The sequence below is a fragment of the Bradyrhizobium lupini genome (genome assembly GCF_040939785.1).
GTDB lineage: Bacteria > Pseudomonadota > Alphaproteobacteria > Rhizobiales > Xanthobacteraceae > Bradyrhizobium > Bradyrhizobium canariense_D.
Genome location: NZ_CP162553.1, coordinates 5,538,931 through 5,554,581 on the forward strand (window position 1 = coordinate 5,538,931; position 15,651 = coordinate 5,554,581).

Annotated in this window: 8 protein-coding genes and 3 pseudogenes; 6 read left to right on the forward strand and 5 right to left on the reverse strand. The window is 65.0% G+C overall.

The window, feature by feature from the left end; all coding sequences use genetic code 11:
• Positions 1-45 precede the first annotated feature (45 nt).
• The 3 genes from AB3L03_RS26310 to ligA all read left to right on the forward strand — a co-directional run bounded on the left by AB3L03_RS26310 (position 46) and on the right by ligA (position 4,954).
• Positions 46-951: an outer membrane protein assembly factor BamD gene (locus AB3L03_RS26310; RefSeq protein WP_026232697.1), complete on the forward strand. Its 906-nt coding sequence runs from the start codon at positions 46-48 to the stop codon at positions 949-951.
• A 13-nt stretch (positions 952-964) separates the two neighbouring features.
• Entirely contained in the window at positions 965-2,638 is a 1,674-nt protein-coding gene (gene recN / locus AB3L03_RS26315; protein WP_368507245.1) for a DNA repair protein RecN, read from the forward strand.
• A 162-nt stretch (positions 2,639-2,800) separates the two neighbouring features.
• On the forward strand, positions 2,801-4,954 hold the full coding sequence (ligA, locus tag AB3L03_RS26320) for an NAD-dependent DNA ligase LigA (protein WP_368507246.1): 2,154 nt from the start codon (positions 2,801-2,803) through the stop codon (positions 4,952-4,954).
• A 174-nt stretch (positions 4,955-5,128) separates the two neighbouring features.
• On the opposite strand, the gene AB3L03_RS26325 is transcribed toward ligA, so the two are convergent.
• Positions 5,129-6,403, reverse strand: a complete 1,275-nt coding sequence (locus AB3L03_RS26325; protein ID WP_247475504.1) for a multidrug effflux MFS transporter — start codon at positions 6,401-6,403, stop codon at positions 5,129-5,131.
• A 382-nt stretch (positions 6,404-6,785) separates the two neighbouring features.
• Positions 6,786-8,614: pseudogene (locus AB3L03_RS26330) on the reverse strand (aminopeptidase P family protein).
• Between the two features lie 188 nt (positions 8,615-8,802).
• Here AB3L03_RS26330 and AB3L03_RS26335 point away from each other — a divergent pair.
• On the forward strand, positions 8,803-8,982 hold the full coding sequence (locus AB3L03_RS26335; protein WP_018454252.1) for a hypothetical protein: 180 nt from the start codon (positions 8,803-8,805) through the stop codon (positions 8,980-8,982).
• 24 nt (positions 8,983-9,006) lie between these two features.
• Here AB3L03_RS26335 and AB3L03_RS26340 read toward each other — a convergent pair whose 3' ends face one another.
• Complete coding sequence (locus AB3L03_RS26340; RefSeq protein ID WP_085349077.1) at positions 9,007-9,894, reverse strand: 50S ribosomal protein L11 methyltransferase; 888 nt, start codon at positions 9,892-9,894, stop codon at positions 9,007-9,009.
• 153 nt (positions 9,895-10,047) lie between these two features.
• On the opposite strand from AB3L03_RS26340, the gene AB3L03_RS26345 reads away from it, so the two are divergent.
• Positions 10,048-10,212 (forward strand): Flp family type IVb pilin, encoded by a 165-nt coding sequence (locus tag AB3L03_RS26345; RefSeq protein WP_027519607.1) that lies wholly within the window; start codon positions 10,048-10,050, stop codon positions 10,210-10,212.
• A gap of 275 nt (positions 10,213-10,487) precedes the next feature.
• Here the strand turns inward: AB3L03_RS26345 and AB3L03_RS26350 are convergent, their stop codons facing one another.
• Positions 10,488-12,098 (reverse strand): phytoene desaturase family protein, encoded by a 1,611-nt coding sequence (locus AB3L03_RS26350; RefSeq protein ID WP_368509078.1) that lies wholly within the window; start codon positions 12,096-12,098, stop codon positions 10,488-10,490.
• A gap of 172 nt (positions 12,099-12,270) precedes the next feature.
• Between AB3L03_RS26350 and AB3L03_RS26355 the strand changes: the two are divergent.
• A pseudogene (locus AB3L03_RS26355) lies at positions 12,271-14,551 on the forward strand (spermidine synthase).
• Positions 14,552-14,560: 9 nt separating this feature from the next.
• On the opposite strand, the pseudogene AB3L03_RS26360 reads toward AB3L03_RS26355, so the two are convergent.
• Positions 14,561-15,555 (reverse strand): annotated as a pseudogene (locus AB3L03_RS26360) (glycerophosphodiester phosphodiesterase).
• Positions 15,556-15,651: the final 96 nt, after the last annotated feature.

The following is a 15,651-nucleotide window of genomic DNA, read 5'->3' on the forward strand; positions in this document are numbered from 1 at the left end:
CATGGGCTGGCGGACACCGCACCACAGGGCGTCAGGGCAATACTCATGTCGGCACAGCGTATGACGCGCGGATATCTTCAAGTCCCGTCTCGAGAAGTCTCGTCTCGAGCCCGTGGGCTGCTTCAGGTTGTCGCCCTCTTCGTGCTCGCGCTGCCGCTGGCCGGCTGCGGCACCGGCGCGCTTTGGGACAAGTTCACCGCCAAGGACGACACCTTCGTCGAGGAGCCCGCCGACAAGATCTACAATGAGGGCCTGTACCTCATGAACGAGAAGAAGGACATGAAGGCGGCGAACAAGAAGTTCGAAGAGGTCGACCGCCAGCATCCTTATTCCGACTGGGCCCGCAAATCATTGCTGATGTCGGCCTACGCGTCCTACCAGGGCGGGGATTATGACAATTGTATCGGCGCGGCCACCCGCTACGTCACGCTGCATCCCGGCAGCCCGGATGCGGCCTACGCGCAATATCTGATCGCCGCCTCGCATTACGACCAGATTCCGGACATCAGCCGCGACCAGACCCGCACCGAGAAGGCGATCGCCTCGCTGGAAGAGGTGGTGCGCAAATATCCGACCTCCGAATATGCGACCTCGGCCAAGGCCAAGATCGAAGGTGCGCGCGACCAGCTCGCCGGCAAGGAAATGAACGTCGGCCGCTATTACGCGCAGAAGCGCGACTACACGGCGGCGATCAACCGGTACAAGGCCGTGGTGACGCAGTACCAGACCACCCGCCATGTCGAGGAGGCGCTGTACCGCCTGACCGAGGCCTATATGGCGATCGGCATCGTTGGCGAGGCCCAGACGGCCGCCGCCGTGCTCGGGCACAATTTTCCTGATAGTCGCTGGTACAAGGACGCCTATAATCTTGTAAAATCAGGCGGTCTCGAACCGAGCGAGAATCAGGGGTCCTGGATTAGCAAGACCTTCAAGAAAATGGGTCTCGGCTAGGAAATAGAATTCCATGCTGGCGCGTCTGTCGATCCGTGACATCGTCCTGATCGAACGGCTCGATATCGAATTCGCACCGGGCCTCGCGGTTTTGACCGGCGAGACCGGTGCGGGCAAATCCATCCTGCTCGATGCCTTTGCGTTGGCGCTCGGCGGCCGCGGCGATGCCGGCCTCGTGCGGCATGGGGCGGAGCAGGGGCAGGTCACTGCCGTATTCGATATCCCAAAAAACCATCCCGCGGCCAAAATCCTCGCGGAGAACGGGCTGGACGATACCGGCGAGATGATTCTCCGCCGGGTCCAGCTCGCCGACGGCCGCACCCGCGCCTTCATCAACGACCAGGCGATCAGCGTGCAGACGCTGAAGGCGGTCGGGGCTGCCTTGGTCGAGATCCACGGCCAGCACGACGAGCGCGCGCTGGTCGATGCCGCCACCCACCGCCGCCTGCTCGACGCCTTCGCCGGTCTCGAAAAGGACGTCTCGGCGGTCGAGGCGCTCTGGGACGCCCGCCGCACCGCCAACACCGCGCTGGAGGAGCATCGCGCCGGCATGGAGCGCGCCGCGCGCGAAGCCGATTACCTCCGCCACGCCTCCGACGAATTGAAGCAGCTCGCGCCCAAGGACGGCGAGGAGACCTCGCTGGCCTCCCGTCGGACCACGATGATGCAGGGCGAGAAGATCGCCTCCGACCTGCGCGAGGCGCAGGAGGCGGTCGGCGGCCACCATTCGCCGGTCGCCTCGCTGTCGGCGGCCGTGCGGCGGCTGGAGCGTCGCGGCGTCAACTCGCCGGCGCTGGTCGAACCCGCGGTGAGGGCGATCGACATCGCCATCAACGCGCTGGAGGAAGCCGACCAGCATCTTCAGGCGGCGCTTGCGGCGACCGATTTCGATCCCTCGGAGCTCGAACGGATAGAGGAGCGCCTGTTCGCGTTGCGCGCCGCCTCGCGCAAATATTCGACGCCGGTCGACGGGCTCGCCGCGCTCGCCGCAAAATACGCCGCCGATGTCGTTCTGATCGATGCCGGCGCCTCACGGCTGAAGAAGCTGGAGCAGGCCGCGATCGAGGCCGATGCGCGCTATGCGGCGGCTGCGAAGAAGCTGTCGATGGCGCGGCAGAAATCGGCGGAGAAGCTCAACAAGGCCGTCAATGCCGAGCTCGCGCCGCTCAAGCTCGAGCGCGCAAAGTTCATGACCCAGGTCGAGACCGACGAGGCAGCTCCGGGCCCGCAAGGGTTCGACCGCGTCGAGTTCTGGGTGCAGACCAACCCGGGCACCAAGCCGGGGCCGCTGATGAAGGTCGCCTCCGGCGGCGAGCTGTCGCGTTTCCTGCTGGCGCTGAAGGTCGTGCTGTCCGACCGCGGTTCGGCGCCGACCTTGGTCTTCGACGAGATCGACACCGGCGTCGGCGGCGCGGTCGCGGACGCCATCGGCGGACGGCTGGCGCGGCTCGCCGGCAAGGTCCAGGTGATGGCCGTCACCCACGCCCCGCAGGTCGCCGCCCGTGCCGACCAGCATTTGCTGATCTCAAAGGACGCACTGGACAAGGGCAAGCGCGTTGCGACCCGCGTCAATGCGCTTGCCGCCGACCACCGCCGCGAGGAGATCGCACGGATGCTCGCCGGCGCCGAGATCACCGCCGAGGCGAGGGCTGCCGCGGACCGGCTGCTCAAGGCGGCGACGGCTTGATTTCGTGTCCCGGACGCGCGCAAGCGCGAGCCGGGATACAGAATGTCGCCCCGATGGGCCCCGGCTCTGCAGCGCACCGCCAAAGAAGCGCTGCGCTGCGTCCGGGGCGCAAGACCTCAACACGCCTTTACCCTCCCGCCCGCTCCATCGTATCCAAGCACCATGGCCAGAGCAGCAAAATCGAAACCAACACCGCTTCGCGACGTCGCCGACCTCACCAAGGCGCAGGCCAAGGTCGAGCACATGCGGCTCGCGCTCGAGATCGAGGGGCATAACGAACGCTACTACCAGGACGACGCGCCCACCGTCACCGACGCCGAGTATGACGCGCTACGCCAGCGCTTCAACGCGATCGAGAAGCGCTTTCCGGAATTCGTCAGCGCGGACTCTCCGTCGCAGAAAGTCGGTGCTGCACCATCAGGCCGCTTCAAGAAGGTGCGGCATGCCGTCCCCATGTTGTCGCTCGACAACGCCTTTGCGGAAGAGGATCTGCGCGACTTCGTCGGCCGCATCGTGCGCTTCCTGAAGCTCGACGACGACAAGATCGATTTCTCGGCCGAGCCGAAGATCGACGGCCTCTCGATGTCGCTGCGCTACGAGGGCGGTGAACTCGTCACCGCGGCGACTCGCGGCGACGGCGCGGTCGGCGAGGACGTCACCGCCAACATCCGCACGCTCGAGGACGTGCCGAAGAGGCTGAAGGGCCGCGACGTCCCCGATATCTGCGAGGTGCGCGGCGAGGTCTACATGACCAAGAAGGCGTTTCTGGCGCTCAACGAGCGGCAGAAGGCGGAAGGCAGCACCATCTTCGCCAATCCGCGCAATTCGGCCGCGGGCTCGCTCCGGCAGAAGGATCCGACCATCACCGCCTCGCGCCCCCTCGGCTTCTTCGCCTATGCCTGGGGCGAGATGAGCGCGATGCCGGAGGGAACGCAGAGCGGCATGATCGGCTGGTTCGAGCGCTGCGGATTCAAGACCAACCCGCTAACCAGGCTGTGTCACTCCGTCGAGGAGCTGCTGGCGTTTCATCATGCGATCGAGGAGCAGCGCGCAAAGCTCGACTACGACATCGACGGCGTCGTCTACAAGGTCGATCGCATCGACTGGCAGGAACGGCTCGGCTTCGTCTCGCGCACGCCGCGCTGGGGCATTGCCCACAAATTCCCGGCCGAACGCGCCACGACGGTGTTGCGCGACATCGAGATCCAGGTCGGCCGCACCGGCTCGTTCACGCCGGTCGGCAAGCTCGAACCGGTCGGCGTCGGCGGCGTGATCGTGCAGAACGTCACGCTGCACAACGAGGACTACATCAAGGGCATCGGCAACAAGGGCGAGGTGCTGCGCGAGGGCCGCGACATCAGGATCGGCGACACCGTCGTGATCCAGCGTGCCGGCGACGTCATCCCGCAGGTGGTCGACGTCGTCCTCGACAAGCGGCCGAAGGCTGCCAGGGAATTCCAGTTTCCGAAGAAGTGCCCGTGCCCGTTGCACACCGACGTCACGCGCGAGGAGACGGCGGCGGGCGAAGAGGGCTCACGCGCTCGCTGCACCGGCGAGTTCGCCTGCCCCTATCAGAAGATCGAGCATTTGAAGCTGTTCGTGTCGCGGCGCGCCTTCGACATCGACGGCCTTGGCGAGAAGCAGCTCCAGTATTTCTTCGACGAGGGCTTTGTGAAGGAGCCAGCGGACATCTTCACGCTGGAAAAGCGCAACGCAAAGCTCAAGCTGGAGGACATCGAGGGTTACGGGGCAACCTCGGTGCGCAATCTGTTCAGCGCGATCGAGAGCCGTCGGAAGATCGCGCTGGAGCGCTTTATCTTCGCGCTCGGCATGCGCCATATCGGCGAGACCACGGCGCTGGCGCTGGCCCGCGGCTATGGCTCCTGGGACGCATTCCACGATGCCAGCCTCAAGGTCGCCAAGGGCGACGAGGAGGCGATGGCCGAGATGGACGCGCTCGACCAGATCGGCGAGACCGTGATCAAGAGCATCGCCGATTATTTCGGCGAGAGCCACAATCGCGGCATCGTCGAGCGGCTCACCAGGGAGGTCGAGATCATCGACGCGGAGAAGCCGAAGAGCAACTCCGCCGTCGCCGGCAAGACCGTGGTGTTCACGGGCTCGCTGGAGAAGATGACGCGCGACGAGGCCAAGGCCACCGCTGAGCGGCTAGGCGCAAAAGTGTCCGGATCGGTGTCCAAGAAAACCGATCTCGTCGTCGCAGGCCCCGGCGCGGGTTCGAAGCTCGCGGAAGCCAACAAGCATGGCGTCAAGGTGCTGACCGAGGACGAGTGGTTGGCGCTGATCGGGGAGTGACTCTTCCCTTCTCCCCTTGTGGGAGAAGGTGGCGCGCAGCGCCGGATGAGGGGTTCTATCCTCGAATTCAAAGTTTGAGAGGGGACCCGTGCGGAGAGAGACCCCTCATCCGGCGCGCTACGCGCGCCACCTTCTCCCACAAGGGGAGAAGGAAGAAGGCCTCACCGCGCCCGATCACATCATCCCGCTCTCTTCCTCTTCCGCCTGCTCGATCAGCGTCTCGCTCACCATGACCTCGCGGCGGGGGACGACGAAGATCATCGTGCAGGCGCAGAGCAGGGAGATCGCCAGTACCGCGGCGGTGAGCGGCAGCGTGGTCGCGGAATGGCCGCCGAGATAGGCGCCGAATTGCGACATCAGCGCGCCGATGCCTTGCTGGAGAAAGCCCATCGCACCTGATGCGGTGCCGGCGGCCTCGGGACGGATGCTGATCGCGCCGGCGGCCGAGTTCGCCATCACGAAGGCATTGCCGACCATCACGATCATCTGCGTGCCGAACAGCCAGGCGGGCGCCTCGTTCCAGCCGGTGAAGCTCCAGAGCAGGTTCAACAGGCTGCCGCAAAGCTGAAGCGCGAGGCCGAACCAGATCAACTTCTCCAGCGAGTGCCTGGGCGCGAAGCGCACGCAGAGCAGATTGCCGACGAGATACGCAAAGCCCGTCGTCGCGAACCACGCGCCGTATTCGGCGCTGGTCCTGCCCATCTGCGTTACCACGATATAGGGGCCGCCGCCCGCGAAGGTGAAGATGATCTGCGAGGCCAGCACCTGGCACATCACGTAGCCGACGAAGGCGCGGTTGCGGATCAGGATGCCGACATCGCCGCGAAAGCCGCTGCCGGCGACGCGGTCTCGGCGGGTCTCGGGCAGCGCGAATGCGATTCCGACGGCGACAATGATCGCGGCGACGGTGATGGCGTAGAAGATCGCGCGCCAGCCGAACGCGGTTTCGATCAGGCCGCCGGTGAGCGGAGAGACCATCTGCCCGATCATCAGCGCCGCGACCACGAGGCTGATCATCGAGGCGACGCGGTCGCGCTCGTAGATGTCGCGGATGATGGCGCGGCTCACCACCATGCCCGCGGCGCCGCCCAACGCCTGGAAAAAGCGCGCGGCGATCAGCTGCGGCAGGGTTTCCGCGAAGATGCAGGCGGCGCTGGCGACCACCATCAGCGCCAGTCCTCCGAGCAGCACCGGTCGCCGCCCGAAACGGTCCGACAGCGGGCCCATGATGAGTTGCGACAGCGCGATGCCGACCATGTACAGTGACACCGTCATCTGCGCGACCGAGATGTCGCTGCCAAAGGTCGTCGCCAGCACCGGCAGCGCCGGAACCAGCATGTAAAGCGAGATCGGCGCGATGCCGGTCATGACGACGAGCAGCAGCAACACCACGCGCGAGGTCGCGAGGTTCTTCGCCGTGTCCGGCGGCTTGCTGATCATGCCGTGCATGCGTGTCCGTCTCGTAGAAATTCAGATCGGACTGTAGCGCGCTCGCGCAAGACGCATATCGGCGTTTCGGAATGCGGCTATACGGATTCCGGGACGGTTATGATGAGGGCGCCATAGCGCCGATTGGGCGCGTTGCTCGCGTCAAAAAGTCGGTGTCATCGCCGGCTTGACCGGGCGATCCAGTACGCCGCGGCTTCTTCGCATGCGTTTCCTGTCTCTGGAATGCTGGATTCCCCGCCTGCCGCCTTCGCTAAAGCTTCGGCGCCCCTAGACCTCACCCCGGCGAAGCCTTGGCGTAGCCGGGTCGCGGGGCATGACAGCTGTGGTGGAGAAGCAGCCTTGCGCAAAGCGCGTGGAGCCATGCGGCTTTGCGACGACGCGCTTACGCCTTCAACTCCGCCGTGGCCTGGTCCAGCCAGGCCTTGGTCGTCTCGTCCAGCGCCGGCCGCACCTCGGCCCTGACGCGCGCGTGGTAGGCGTTGAGCCAGTCGAGCTCGTCCTTGCTGAGCATGCCGACATCGATCAGCCGGCGGTCGATCGGCGCCAGGGTCAGCGTCTCGAACGCGTTCATCGATTTTTCCGCGCCCTTGATATCGGCTTCGACCACCAGTTCGAGGTTCTCGATGCGGATGCCGAAACCGTCTGTCTTGTAGTAGCCGGGCTCGTTGGACAGGATCATGCCGCGCTTCAGCGGCGTAGTGCCGAGCTTCGAGATCGCGCCGGCCCCTCATGCACGCTCAGATAGCTGCCGACGCCGTGGCCGGTGCCATGCTCGAAATCGACGCCGGCGGCCCAGAGATATTGCCGTGCGAGTGTGTCGAGCTGCGCGCCGGTGGCGCCGTCGGGAAAGATCGCCCGCGCAATCGCGATGTGGCCGCGCAGCACACGCGTGAAGCGGTCGCGCATCTCGTCTGTCGGCTCGCCCACGGCCATGGTGCGGGTGACGTCGGTGGTGCCGTCTTCGTATTGTGCACCTGAATCGATCAGCAGCAGATCGCCGGGGACGATCCGCCGGTTGCTCTTGCGGGTGACGCGGTAGTGCACGATCGCGCCATTCGGGCCGGTGCCCGATATGGTCGGGAACGACACATCTTTGAGCGCGCCGGTGTCGCGGCGGAATGTCTCCAGCGCCTCGACCGCGTCGATCTCGGTGAGCTTGCCGCTTGCCGCCTCGCGGTCGATGAAGGCGAGGAAGCGTGCCAGCGCCACGGCGTCGCGCCGGTGCGCCGATTGCGTGCCCTTGATCTCGGTCGTGTTCTTGACCGCCTTGAGCAGCGCGATCGGATCGCTGCCGCGCACCGGCTTGCCGCCGGCGCCCGTGATCAGCCGGCTGAGGGCGTCGGCCGCGGTCGCATTGTCGAGCGCGATCGATCCACCGCTCTTGGCGAGCGCCATCAGCGTCGGCGCCATCGCATCGGGCTCGCGCACGTCGGCGGACTGCTCGAGATGGTCGCGGGTCAGATTTGAGAGCTTGCGGTGATCGATGAAGATGGTGGGACGGCCGTCCTTCGGCACCAGCGCATAGGACAGCGGCAGCGGCGTATGCGCGACGTCGGCGCCGCGGATGTTGAAGGTCCAGGCCACGGCATGGCTGTCGGACAGCACCAACGCATCGACGCCGAGCTTGCCGATCTCGCTCCTGATCTGCGTCAGCTTCTCGGCTTCAGTCACGCCGGCATGTTGCATTCCGTGCACCGTGACCGGCGCAATCGGCGGCTGTGGCCGGTCTTGCCAGATCGCATCGACCGGATTGCTGTCGACGGCGACCAGTTCGGCACCGGCCTTGGTGCAGGCGGCGGCCAAACGCTCGGCTGCTGCAAAAGTGTGCAGCCACGGATCAAATCCTAGGCGGTCGCCGGCCTTCAGGTGTGCCGACATCCAGCTTTCCGGCGGGGGATCGATCAGAGATTCCACGGCCCAGGCCCTTGAATCGACCTGCTTGGCCGCCTGGATCGTGTAGCGGCCGTCGACGAAGACCGCGGCCTCGTGCGTCAGCACCACCGCCAGTCCCGCCGAGCCCGTAAAACCGGTCAGCCAGGCGAGACGTTCTTCGGACGGCGGCACGTACTCATTCTGCTGCTGATCGGCGCGTGGAATCACGAAACCGGTCAGCTTGCGGCGGGCGAGTTCTTCACGGAGCGCGGCCAGCCGGGCTGTCAATGCGACGCCGGCCTCGGGCTCCTCGAATGTCTGGAAATGCGCTTCGAACATGGTGGATCACTTTAGGATCATGCGGATCAGTCCGCAATGTAGACGCATTTGAGGTCGCATCTGGCATGGACTGTGCTTGAACAAGTTCCATTCGAATTGAGTGGAGTACAGGATGCGGCAGTTGCGCTTCGTCCAGATGACAGGGAAATTCGAGCAAGTTGTTCATCTCAACGACGAGGGGACACTCGATGCCAGCGTTCACGTTTGAAAAGATTACGCCGCCGGTGCGCCGCGCCCCGGCTGCGGCGACACCGAAGAAACCGCGCGGCCTGATCAGCCAGATGATCGACCGTTTCGCCGAACGCCGCGCGAGGCGCGCCTCGCAGGCCGAGCGCGCGATGCGCCGGGACGAAGAGACGGCAAAGTAGCGGCATCTACGGCAGCAGCCGTACTCACCCCATCTTCCGCAGCAACAGGCTGCTCCATCCCTGGATTCGCATGTGCTTCAGAGGCACGAGGCCGCGCGCGCGGTAGGCGGCGATCACGGCGGGGACCTGGGGCGTCAACAGGCCGGAGAGGATGACGCGCCCGCCAGGGGCGAGGTGGCGCGTCATCGGGCCCGCCAATTGCCGTAACGGATTGGCAAGGATGTTGGCCAGCACCAGGTCGAACGGGCCGCGTCTGCCGAAATCAGCCGCCGCGAAGCCGATGGCGCGGATCACTCGCACATGGTGACCGACCTCGTTCAACACGGCGTTCTCGGCTGCCACCTTGACCGAGGCCGGGTCGATGTCGGAGGCCAGCACCGCGCGATGCAGCGCTTTCGCCGCCGCTATCCCGAGCACGCCGGTCCCGGTACCGAGGTCGAGCACGCGGTCCGGCCGGGTGCGTTTCAGGACATGGTCAAGCAGGAGTAAACAGCCGCGTGTGGTGCCGTGATGGCCAGTGCCGAAGGCGAGAGCCGCCTCGATCTCGATGGCGAGCTTGTTCGGGGCCACGCGGTCGCGGTCATGGCTGCCGTGGACGACGAAGCGCCCGGCCAGCACCGGGACGAGATCTTCAAGGCTCGACTTGACCCAGTCCCTGGCTTCGACGGTGTCGAAGGCCAGCGTGTCCGCGATCTCATTTCCTGCTGATGTTGCAACGAGTTCGCGCAGCCACGCCCGGTCCGGCGCGTGGGCGAAATGCAGCGCGACGTCCCACTGTCCGTTCGGCTGCTCGAAGGCGGCGACCGCCGCATCATCCTCGAAGAACATTTCGGTGAGGACGTCGACAATGCGCCTTGCGGCGATCTCGCTGCCGATCGAAAAACTGGCCCGATGGGTGGGGGAAGGTTGCATTCTCAGGTTCCGTCCGGTTCAATTTTTGGAACTTTTGTTCCCGATTTTTCTAATAACTTGCATTTATGAAGTTAACCCGACCGCAGGTTGTGCCACGTAGATTTGCGGGTGTTGGACGACCTGCACAGCTTGAAATGGAAAAGGAGGCGAGACTTGAAGCGCATGATTTTGAAATTCTGGACCGACGATTCAGGTGCAACCGCAATCGAGTACGGCCTGATCGCAGCCGGCATCGCGCTGGCGATCATCACCGTGGTGAACGGCCTGGGCACCACCATGAACGAGAAGTTCACTTCGATTAGCAGCTCTTTGAAGTAATTTCCGCCTCCCATTTCCGGGCGGGGCCAATTCTCCATAGCACTGCTTCGAGCCGCGCCCGTCGGGGGAATTGCCCCCTGGCGGGCGAAGTCGTTTTGGGGCAGAGGTTTTCACAGAATGCCCACAGGCGATCGGCTGGTTTGTCCGGACTTTGCCCACGGATTATCCGGCCGTTCATCCCCGGATTTCCACTAATTTGTACCAGGCTTGGAGGGACGTAACCCACCGCTCTTTCACAGCCCTGCCAACAGCCTGTCCACAGCTTATCCACCGGCTTATCCACGACTTCCGAACAGGCTGCGGTGATCCCTCAGGATCGCCTGCGCGGCGTTGTGGCCGGGGGCGCCGGTGACGCCGCCGCCGGGGTGGGCGCCGGAGCCGCAGTGATAGAGGCCCCTCACGGGTCCGCGATAATCGGCGTGACCCAGCATCGGCCGGGCCGAGAACAGCTGGTTCAGCGTCAGCGCGCCGTGGAAGATGTCGCCCCCCAACAGGCCGAACTGCCGTTCGAGGTCGAGCGGTGACAGGATCTGGCGGCCGAGCACGCTTGTCGCAAAACCCGCTGCGTATTTGTCCACCGTCGCGATCATGAGGTCGGCAACTTCTTCGCGATGGTCGTCCCACGACTTTCCATCGGGAAGCTCCGGCGCGACATGCTGGCAGAACAAGCTCGCGACATGGTGTCCAGCGGGCGCGAGCGTGTCGTCGAGCGTCGAGGGGATCAGCATTTCCACGACGGGCTCCCGGCTCCAGCCGTGGGCCCGGGCATCGAGGAAGGCGCGGTCCATGTAGCCGAGATCAGGGGCCAGGATGATGCCGGAGGTGAGATGATCGCCGTCGCCTGGCAGCGCCGTGAAGGAGGGCAGGCGGTCCAGCGCCACGTTCATGCGGAAGGTGCCGGAGCCGTTCTTCCAGTGCCGGATGCGGCTAAGGAAGTTTTGGGGAAGCGCATCGGCGGCGATCAGCCGCGTATAGAGCAGTTTCGGATTGACGTTGGCTGCGACATATTTCGCGCGGATGGTCGTGCCGTTCTCCAGCGCCACGCCGACCGCGCGGTCGCGCTTGACGATGACCTCGCGCACGCCTGCATCGGTGTCGATCACAACGCCGCGGTCGCGTGCGGCGCGCGCCATGGCTTGCGTGATCGCGCCCATGCCGCCGATGGCGTGACCCCAGACGCCCTTCTTGCCGTTTACCTGGCCGAAGGCGTGATGCAGCATCACATAGGCCGAGCCCGCGGCGTAAGGGCTGGCATAATTGCCGACGATGGCATCGAAGCCGAACAGCGCCTTGACCAGATCATGCTCGAAACGTTCGTCCAGCATCTCGCCGGCCGAGCGGGTGAAGAGATCGAGCAAGCTGCGGCTCTGCTCCAGCGACAGCCCACGCAGGATGTTGGCGCTCTGGAATGCGTTCACGGCTTCGCGGATCGAAGCCGTGCCGAAACCATCGAGCAGGTTTGGCGGCGCGCGCAGCACGAATTGCCGGAGCACGTCGGCGATATCTTCCAGCTCGCGCGAAAACCCGTCGAGCGCGTTTGCGTCATGCGCGCTCAGCCGCGCGACGGACGCCCGCGTCCGCCCCTCGCCGGTGAGGAGATAGCTGCCGTCGGGGGCGGGCAGAAAATTCTGCGCGCGCCGTTCGACGATGCGCAGGCCCTGTTCGGCCAGCTTCAAGTCACGGATCACCTGCGGATTGAGCAGGCTTACGGTGTAGGCCGCGACCGAATTGCGGAAGCCGGGATGAAATTCCTCCGTGACCGCGGCCCCGCCGACCACCTTGCGGCGCTCGACCACGCGCACGCGCAAGCCGGCCATCGCGAGATAGGCCGCGCAGGTGAGGCCGTTATGGCCAGCGCCGATGATGATGACGTCGGTTTCGATCATGAAGGGGTCAAGCTGTTCCACGCTCATTCCGGGATGGTCTGAACGACCGGGCTCGGAACATCTGTATATCAAGCATTTCCCGCTGCAACATCACGAGACGCTTTATTGCCCGTTCAGGCGCCTTGTGCTCCATTGCGCGCGCCCGGCGCCCGCCGGATATGCTGGAGCTTCCATGGATTCGATCGTGCAACCCGCCGCCACGGAGCAGCCGTCCTCGTCACGCAACCGGCTGCTGCTGACGGTCTACACCGCCGCGATCTTCGTCAGCGCGCTGTTGCTGTTCTCGGTGCAGCCGCTGTTCACGAAGATGGTCCTGCCGCGGCTCGGCGGCTCGCCGGCGGTGTGGTCGGTGGCGATGGTGTTCTTCCAGTCGCTGCTGCTGGCGGGCTACGCCTATGCGCATTTGTTGATGCAGGTGAGGAACCGCATCGTTCCGGTGGTGGTGCATCTCCTGCTGCTGATCACGGCGTTCGTCACGTTGCCGCTCGGCATCGCCTCCGCGTATGGCGATCCGCCCGCTTCGGGCTATGCGATCTGGCTGCTCGGCCTGTTCGTGATCTCGATCGGGCTGCCGTTCTTCGCGCTTGCCGCCAACAATCCGTTGCTGCAGGCCTGGTTCGTCCGTACCGGGCATCCTGCTGGACACGATCCCTATTTCCTCTATGCGTCCTCCAACATCGGCAGCTTCCTCGCCCTGCTGTCCTATCCGTTCCTGCTGGAGCCGATGTTCACGCTGCACACGCAGAACCGGCTCTGGACCGGCGGTTACGGCATTCTGATCGTCCTGATCGCCGCCTGCGGCGTACTGCTGTTGCGCTCGCCGAAACTGGCCATGGTCGATGCACGAACCGAGGATTTGAATGCGCCGGCTCCCGGTTTGATGACTCGGCTGCGCTGGATATTCCTCGCCGGAGTGCCGTCCGGCCTGCTGATCGCCGTCACCGCGCACATCTCGACCGACGTTGCGGCAGCGCCGCTGCTGTGGGTGCTGCCGCTGTCGCTGTATCTCCTGACCTGGGTGGTGGTGTTCCAGTCGCGGCCGCTACTGCCGCACAAATGGATGCTGATGCTCCAGCCGGTCGCGATCGCGGGCGTCATCTTCCTGCTGGCGTTCGGCGGCGAACAGAACCTGCTGCTGACGCTCGGCGGCCATCAATTGTGCTTCTTCGTCATCGCGATGGCCTGCCACGGCGAATTGGCGCGAACCCGGCCGGCCGCCAAATATCTCACCGGATTCTATGTCGCGCTATCGTTCGGCGGCATGGTCGGCGGCCTGTTCGCAGGGCTCCTTGCGCCGTTCACATTCTCCTGGATCGCCGAATATCCGATCCTGGTTGCGCTTGCCGCGCTGTGCCGGCCGCCCGCGAACGAGCGGCTGGCGGGCATCGTCAAATGGTACTGGCTGGCGCTTGCCGCGCTCGCCGTCGTGCTCGTTGTGCCGTCCACCACGACGGGCGGGCTATCGACCTGGTTCGAGGATCACCGGGTCTGGATGGCCGGCGGCGTCGGCGTGCTCGCCGCGCTGCTGGCGCTGGCGGTCAACGCCGGCCGCTGGAAGATATTCGCCACCGTCGCGCTCGCGCTGGCGTTGATCCGGGTTTATCCGGCGGACGAAGGCCGCGTCACCACGGTGCGCAGCTTCTTCGGCGTGCACAAGATCGTGGTGACGCCCGGCGGCTATTTCCACGTGCTGATGCACGGCACCACGATCCACGGCGCCGAGCGCTTCCTCAACAATGACCGCACGCCGGTCACCGGCCGGCCCGAGCCGATCACCTACTATCACAAGGACGGTGGCATCGGTCAGGCCGTGACCGCGATGCGCGAGCGCAAGGGCGCGCCGCTGAAGGTCGCGGCGATCGGCGTCGGATCGGGCACGCTCGCCTGCGCCGCCGAGCCCGGCGAGAGCTGGACCTTCTTCGAGATCGATCAGTCCATGGTCGACGCGGCAAGCGATCCGGAAGAATTTCCGCTACATCTCGAGCTGCATGCCGGGCCTGAAGCCGGTGATCGGCGATGCCCGCCTCACCTTCGCGAAGGAGCCGGACGGCGCCTATGATCTCATCATCGTCGATGCCTATTCGTCGGATGCGATCCCGATCCATCTTGCGACCGAAGAGGCGATGAAGATCTACAAGGACAAGCTCGCTCCGCACGGCGCCGTGGTGATGCACGTCTCCAACCGCCACCTCGATCTCGAGACGGTCGTGGTCGGTATCGCCGATGCCAACGATCTCAAGAGCTGGGTCTACAACGAGGATTCCGGGCGCGATGGTGACTACATCTTCTCGACCGACGTCGTCATCTCCGCCCGCGAGGATGCCGATGTCGGCAGGCTCGCATCGTCGAAAACATGGGAGCAGACCGAAGCCGACGACCGGGTGCGGGTCTGGACCGACGATTACTCCAACATTTTGGGCGCGCTGTACCGGCGCTTGCGGGACGGGGAGTAGGGCCCGCTTCTACGGCTCCACCGGCGTCCCCGCGGGCAACGCGATTGCCTTCTCGCCCGCGACCTGCCGCAACAAATCGGGCCTGTCGGAGATGATCCCGTCGACGCCGATCTCGATCATGCGCGCCATGTCTTCGGGTTTGTTGACCGTCCAGACCACGACACGCAGCCCGAGCGCATGGGCCTCGGCGATCAGTGCCGCGGTCACATCGCCGAAATAGGGTGACCAGACCGCGCCGCCCGCAGCCTTGATGGTCCGCGGCAGCGACCGCCGTGATCGGCCGGGCTGAAGCCCGCCGTCCAATTGGTCGCCTTGTCCAGCGCCACCGTCTGGCCCGAGCCGCGCTGGAGCGTCAGGTACACCGTCGGCATCTTTGGTGCCCGCTGCTGGACGAGCAGCAGGGTCCGCCAGTCGAACGACTGGATCATGACGCGGTCGGAGAATTTCTCGGCTTCGATCACGCCGAGCAGCCTGGTGACGAAAGATTGCGGATCGAGCGTCTCGTCCGGATGGTTCGGATCGATCTTGGTCTCGACGTTGAAGCGCACGCGCGTATTGCCGGATTTGCGCACCAGCGCGAACAGCTCGCTCAAGGTCGGAATACGGGTCCCGGGCATGGCGCGCTGGTCGGGGAATTGCTTTTCGTAAGGGCTGTCTGACCGGATCTGGCCGACGTCATAGGTCCTGACGTCGGCGAGCCGCAGTTTCACGAAGGGCGTGCCGGGAGGCGTGACGTAGGCGCCGCTCGCATCCCGCGTGATATCAGGATTGAGCCCGCGCTCATGCGAGACGACGACTTCGCCGTCGGCGGTGATGCCGACATCGAGCTCCAGCGTGTCCACGCCGATCGACAGCGCGTTGGCGAAGGCCGGAAGCGTGTTTTCCGGCAGCAGTGCCCGCCCGCCGCGATGGGCCTCGAGGTCGAAAGCCGAATCAAATGCCATGGCCGGTCCCGCAATGAGAAGTGACAGTACGGTCAAGATCGTCGCAGCACGTGACGGCATGGTGGCTCATGGGGCAAGGGGAAAGGGGCGATATTTCAACGCGTTTGGCGCGTCCGGCCGATTGTATAGGTTTTCGTGGCTGTTGAAACCTTGGGC

What these genes read in the sequence shown, in the direction of transcription:
- recN (WP_368507245.1), top strand. Translation starts at nt 965, where the DNA reads ATGCTGGCGCGTCTGTCGATCCGTGACATCGTCCTGATCGAACGGCTC.
- AB3L03_RS26340 (WP_085349077.1), bottom strand. Translation starts at nt 9,894, where the DNA reads ATGCAACCTTCCCCCACCCATCGGGCCAGTTTTTCGATCGGCAGCGAG.
- AB3L03_RS26350 (WP_368509078.1), bottom strand. Translation starts at nt 12,098, where the DNA reads ATGATCGAAACCGACGTCATCATCATCGGCGCTGGCCATAACGGCCTC.
- ligA (WP_368507246.1), top strand. Translation starts at nt 2,801, where the DNA reads ATGGCCAGAGCAGCAAAATCGAAACCAACACCGCTTCGCGACGTCGCC.
- AB3L03_RS26325 (WP_247475504.1), bottom strand. Translation starts at nt 6,403, where the DNA reads ATGCACGGCATGATCAGCAAGCCGCCGGACACGGCGAAGAACCTCGCG.
- AB3L03_RS26310 (WP_026232697.1), top strand. Translation starts at nt 46, where the DNA reads ATGTCGGCACAGCGTATGACGCGCGGATATCTTCAAGTCCCGTCTCGA.
- AB3L03_RS26335 (WP_018454252.1), top strand. Translation starts at nt 8,803, where the DNA reads ATGCCAGCGTTCACGTTTGAAAAGATTACGCCGCCGGTGCGCCGCGCC.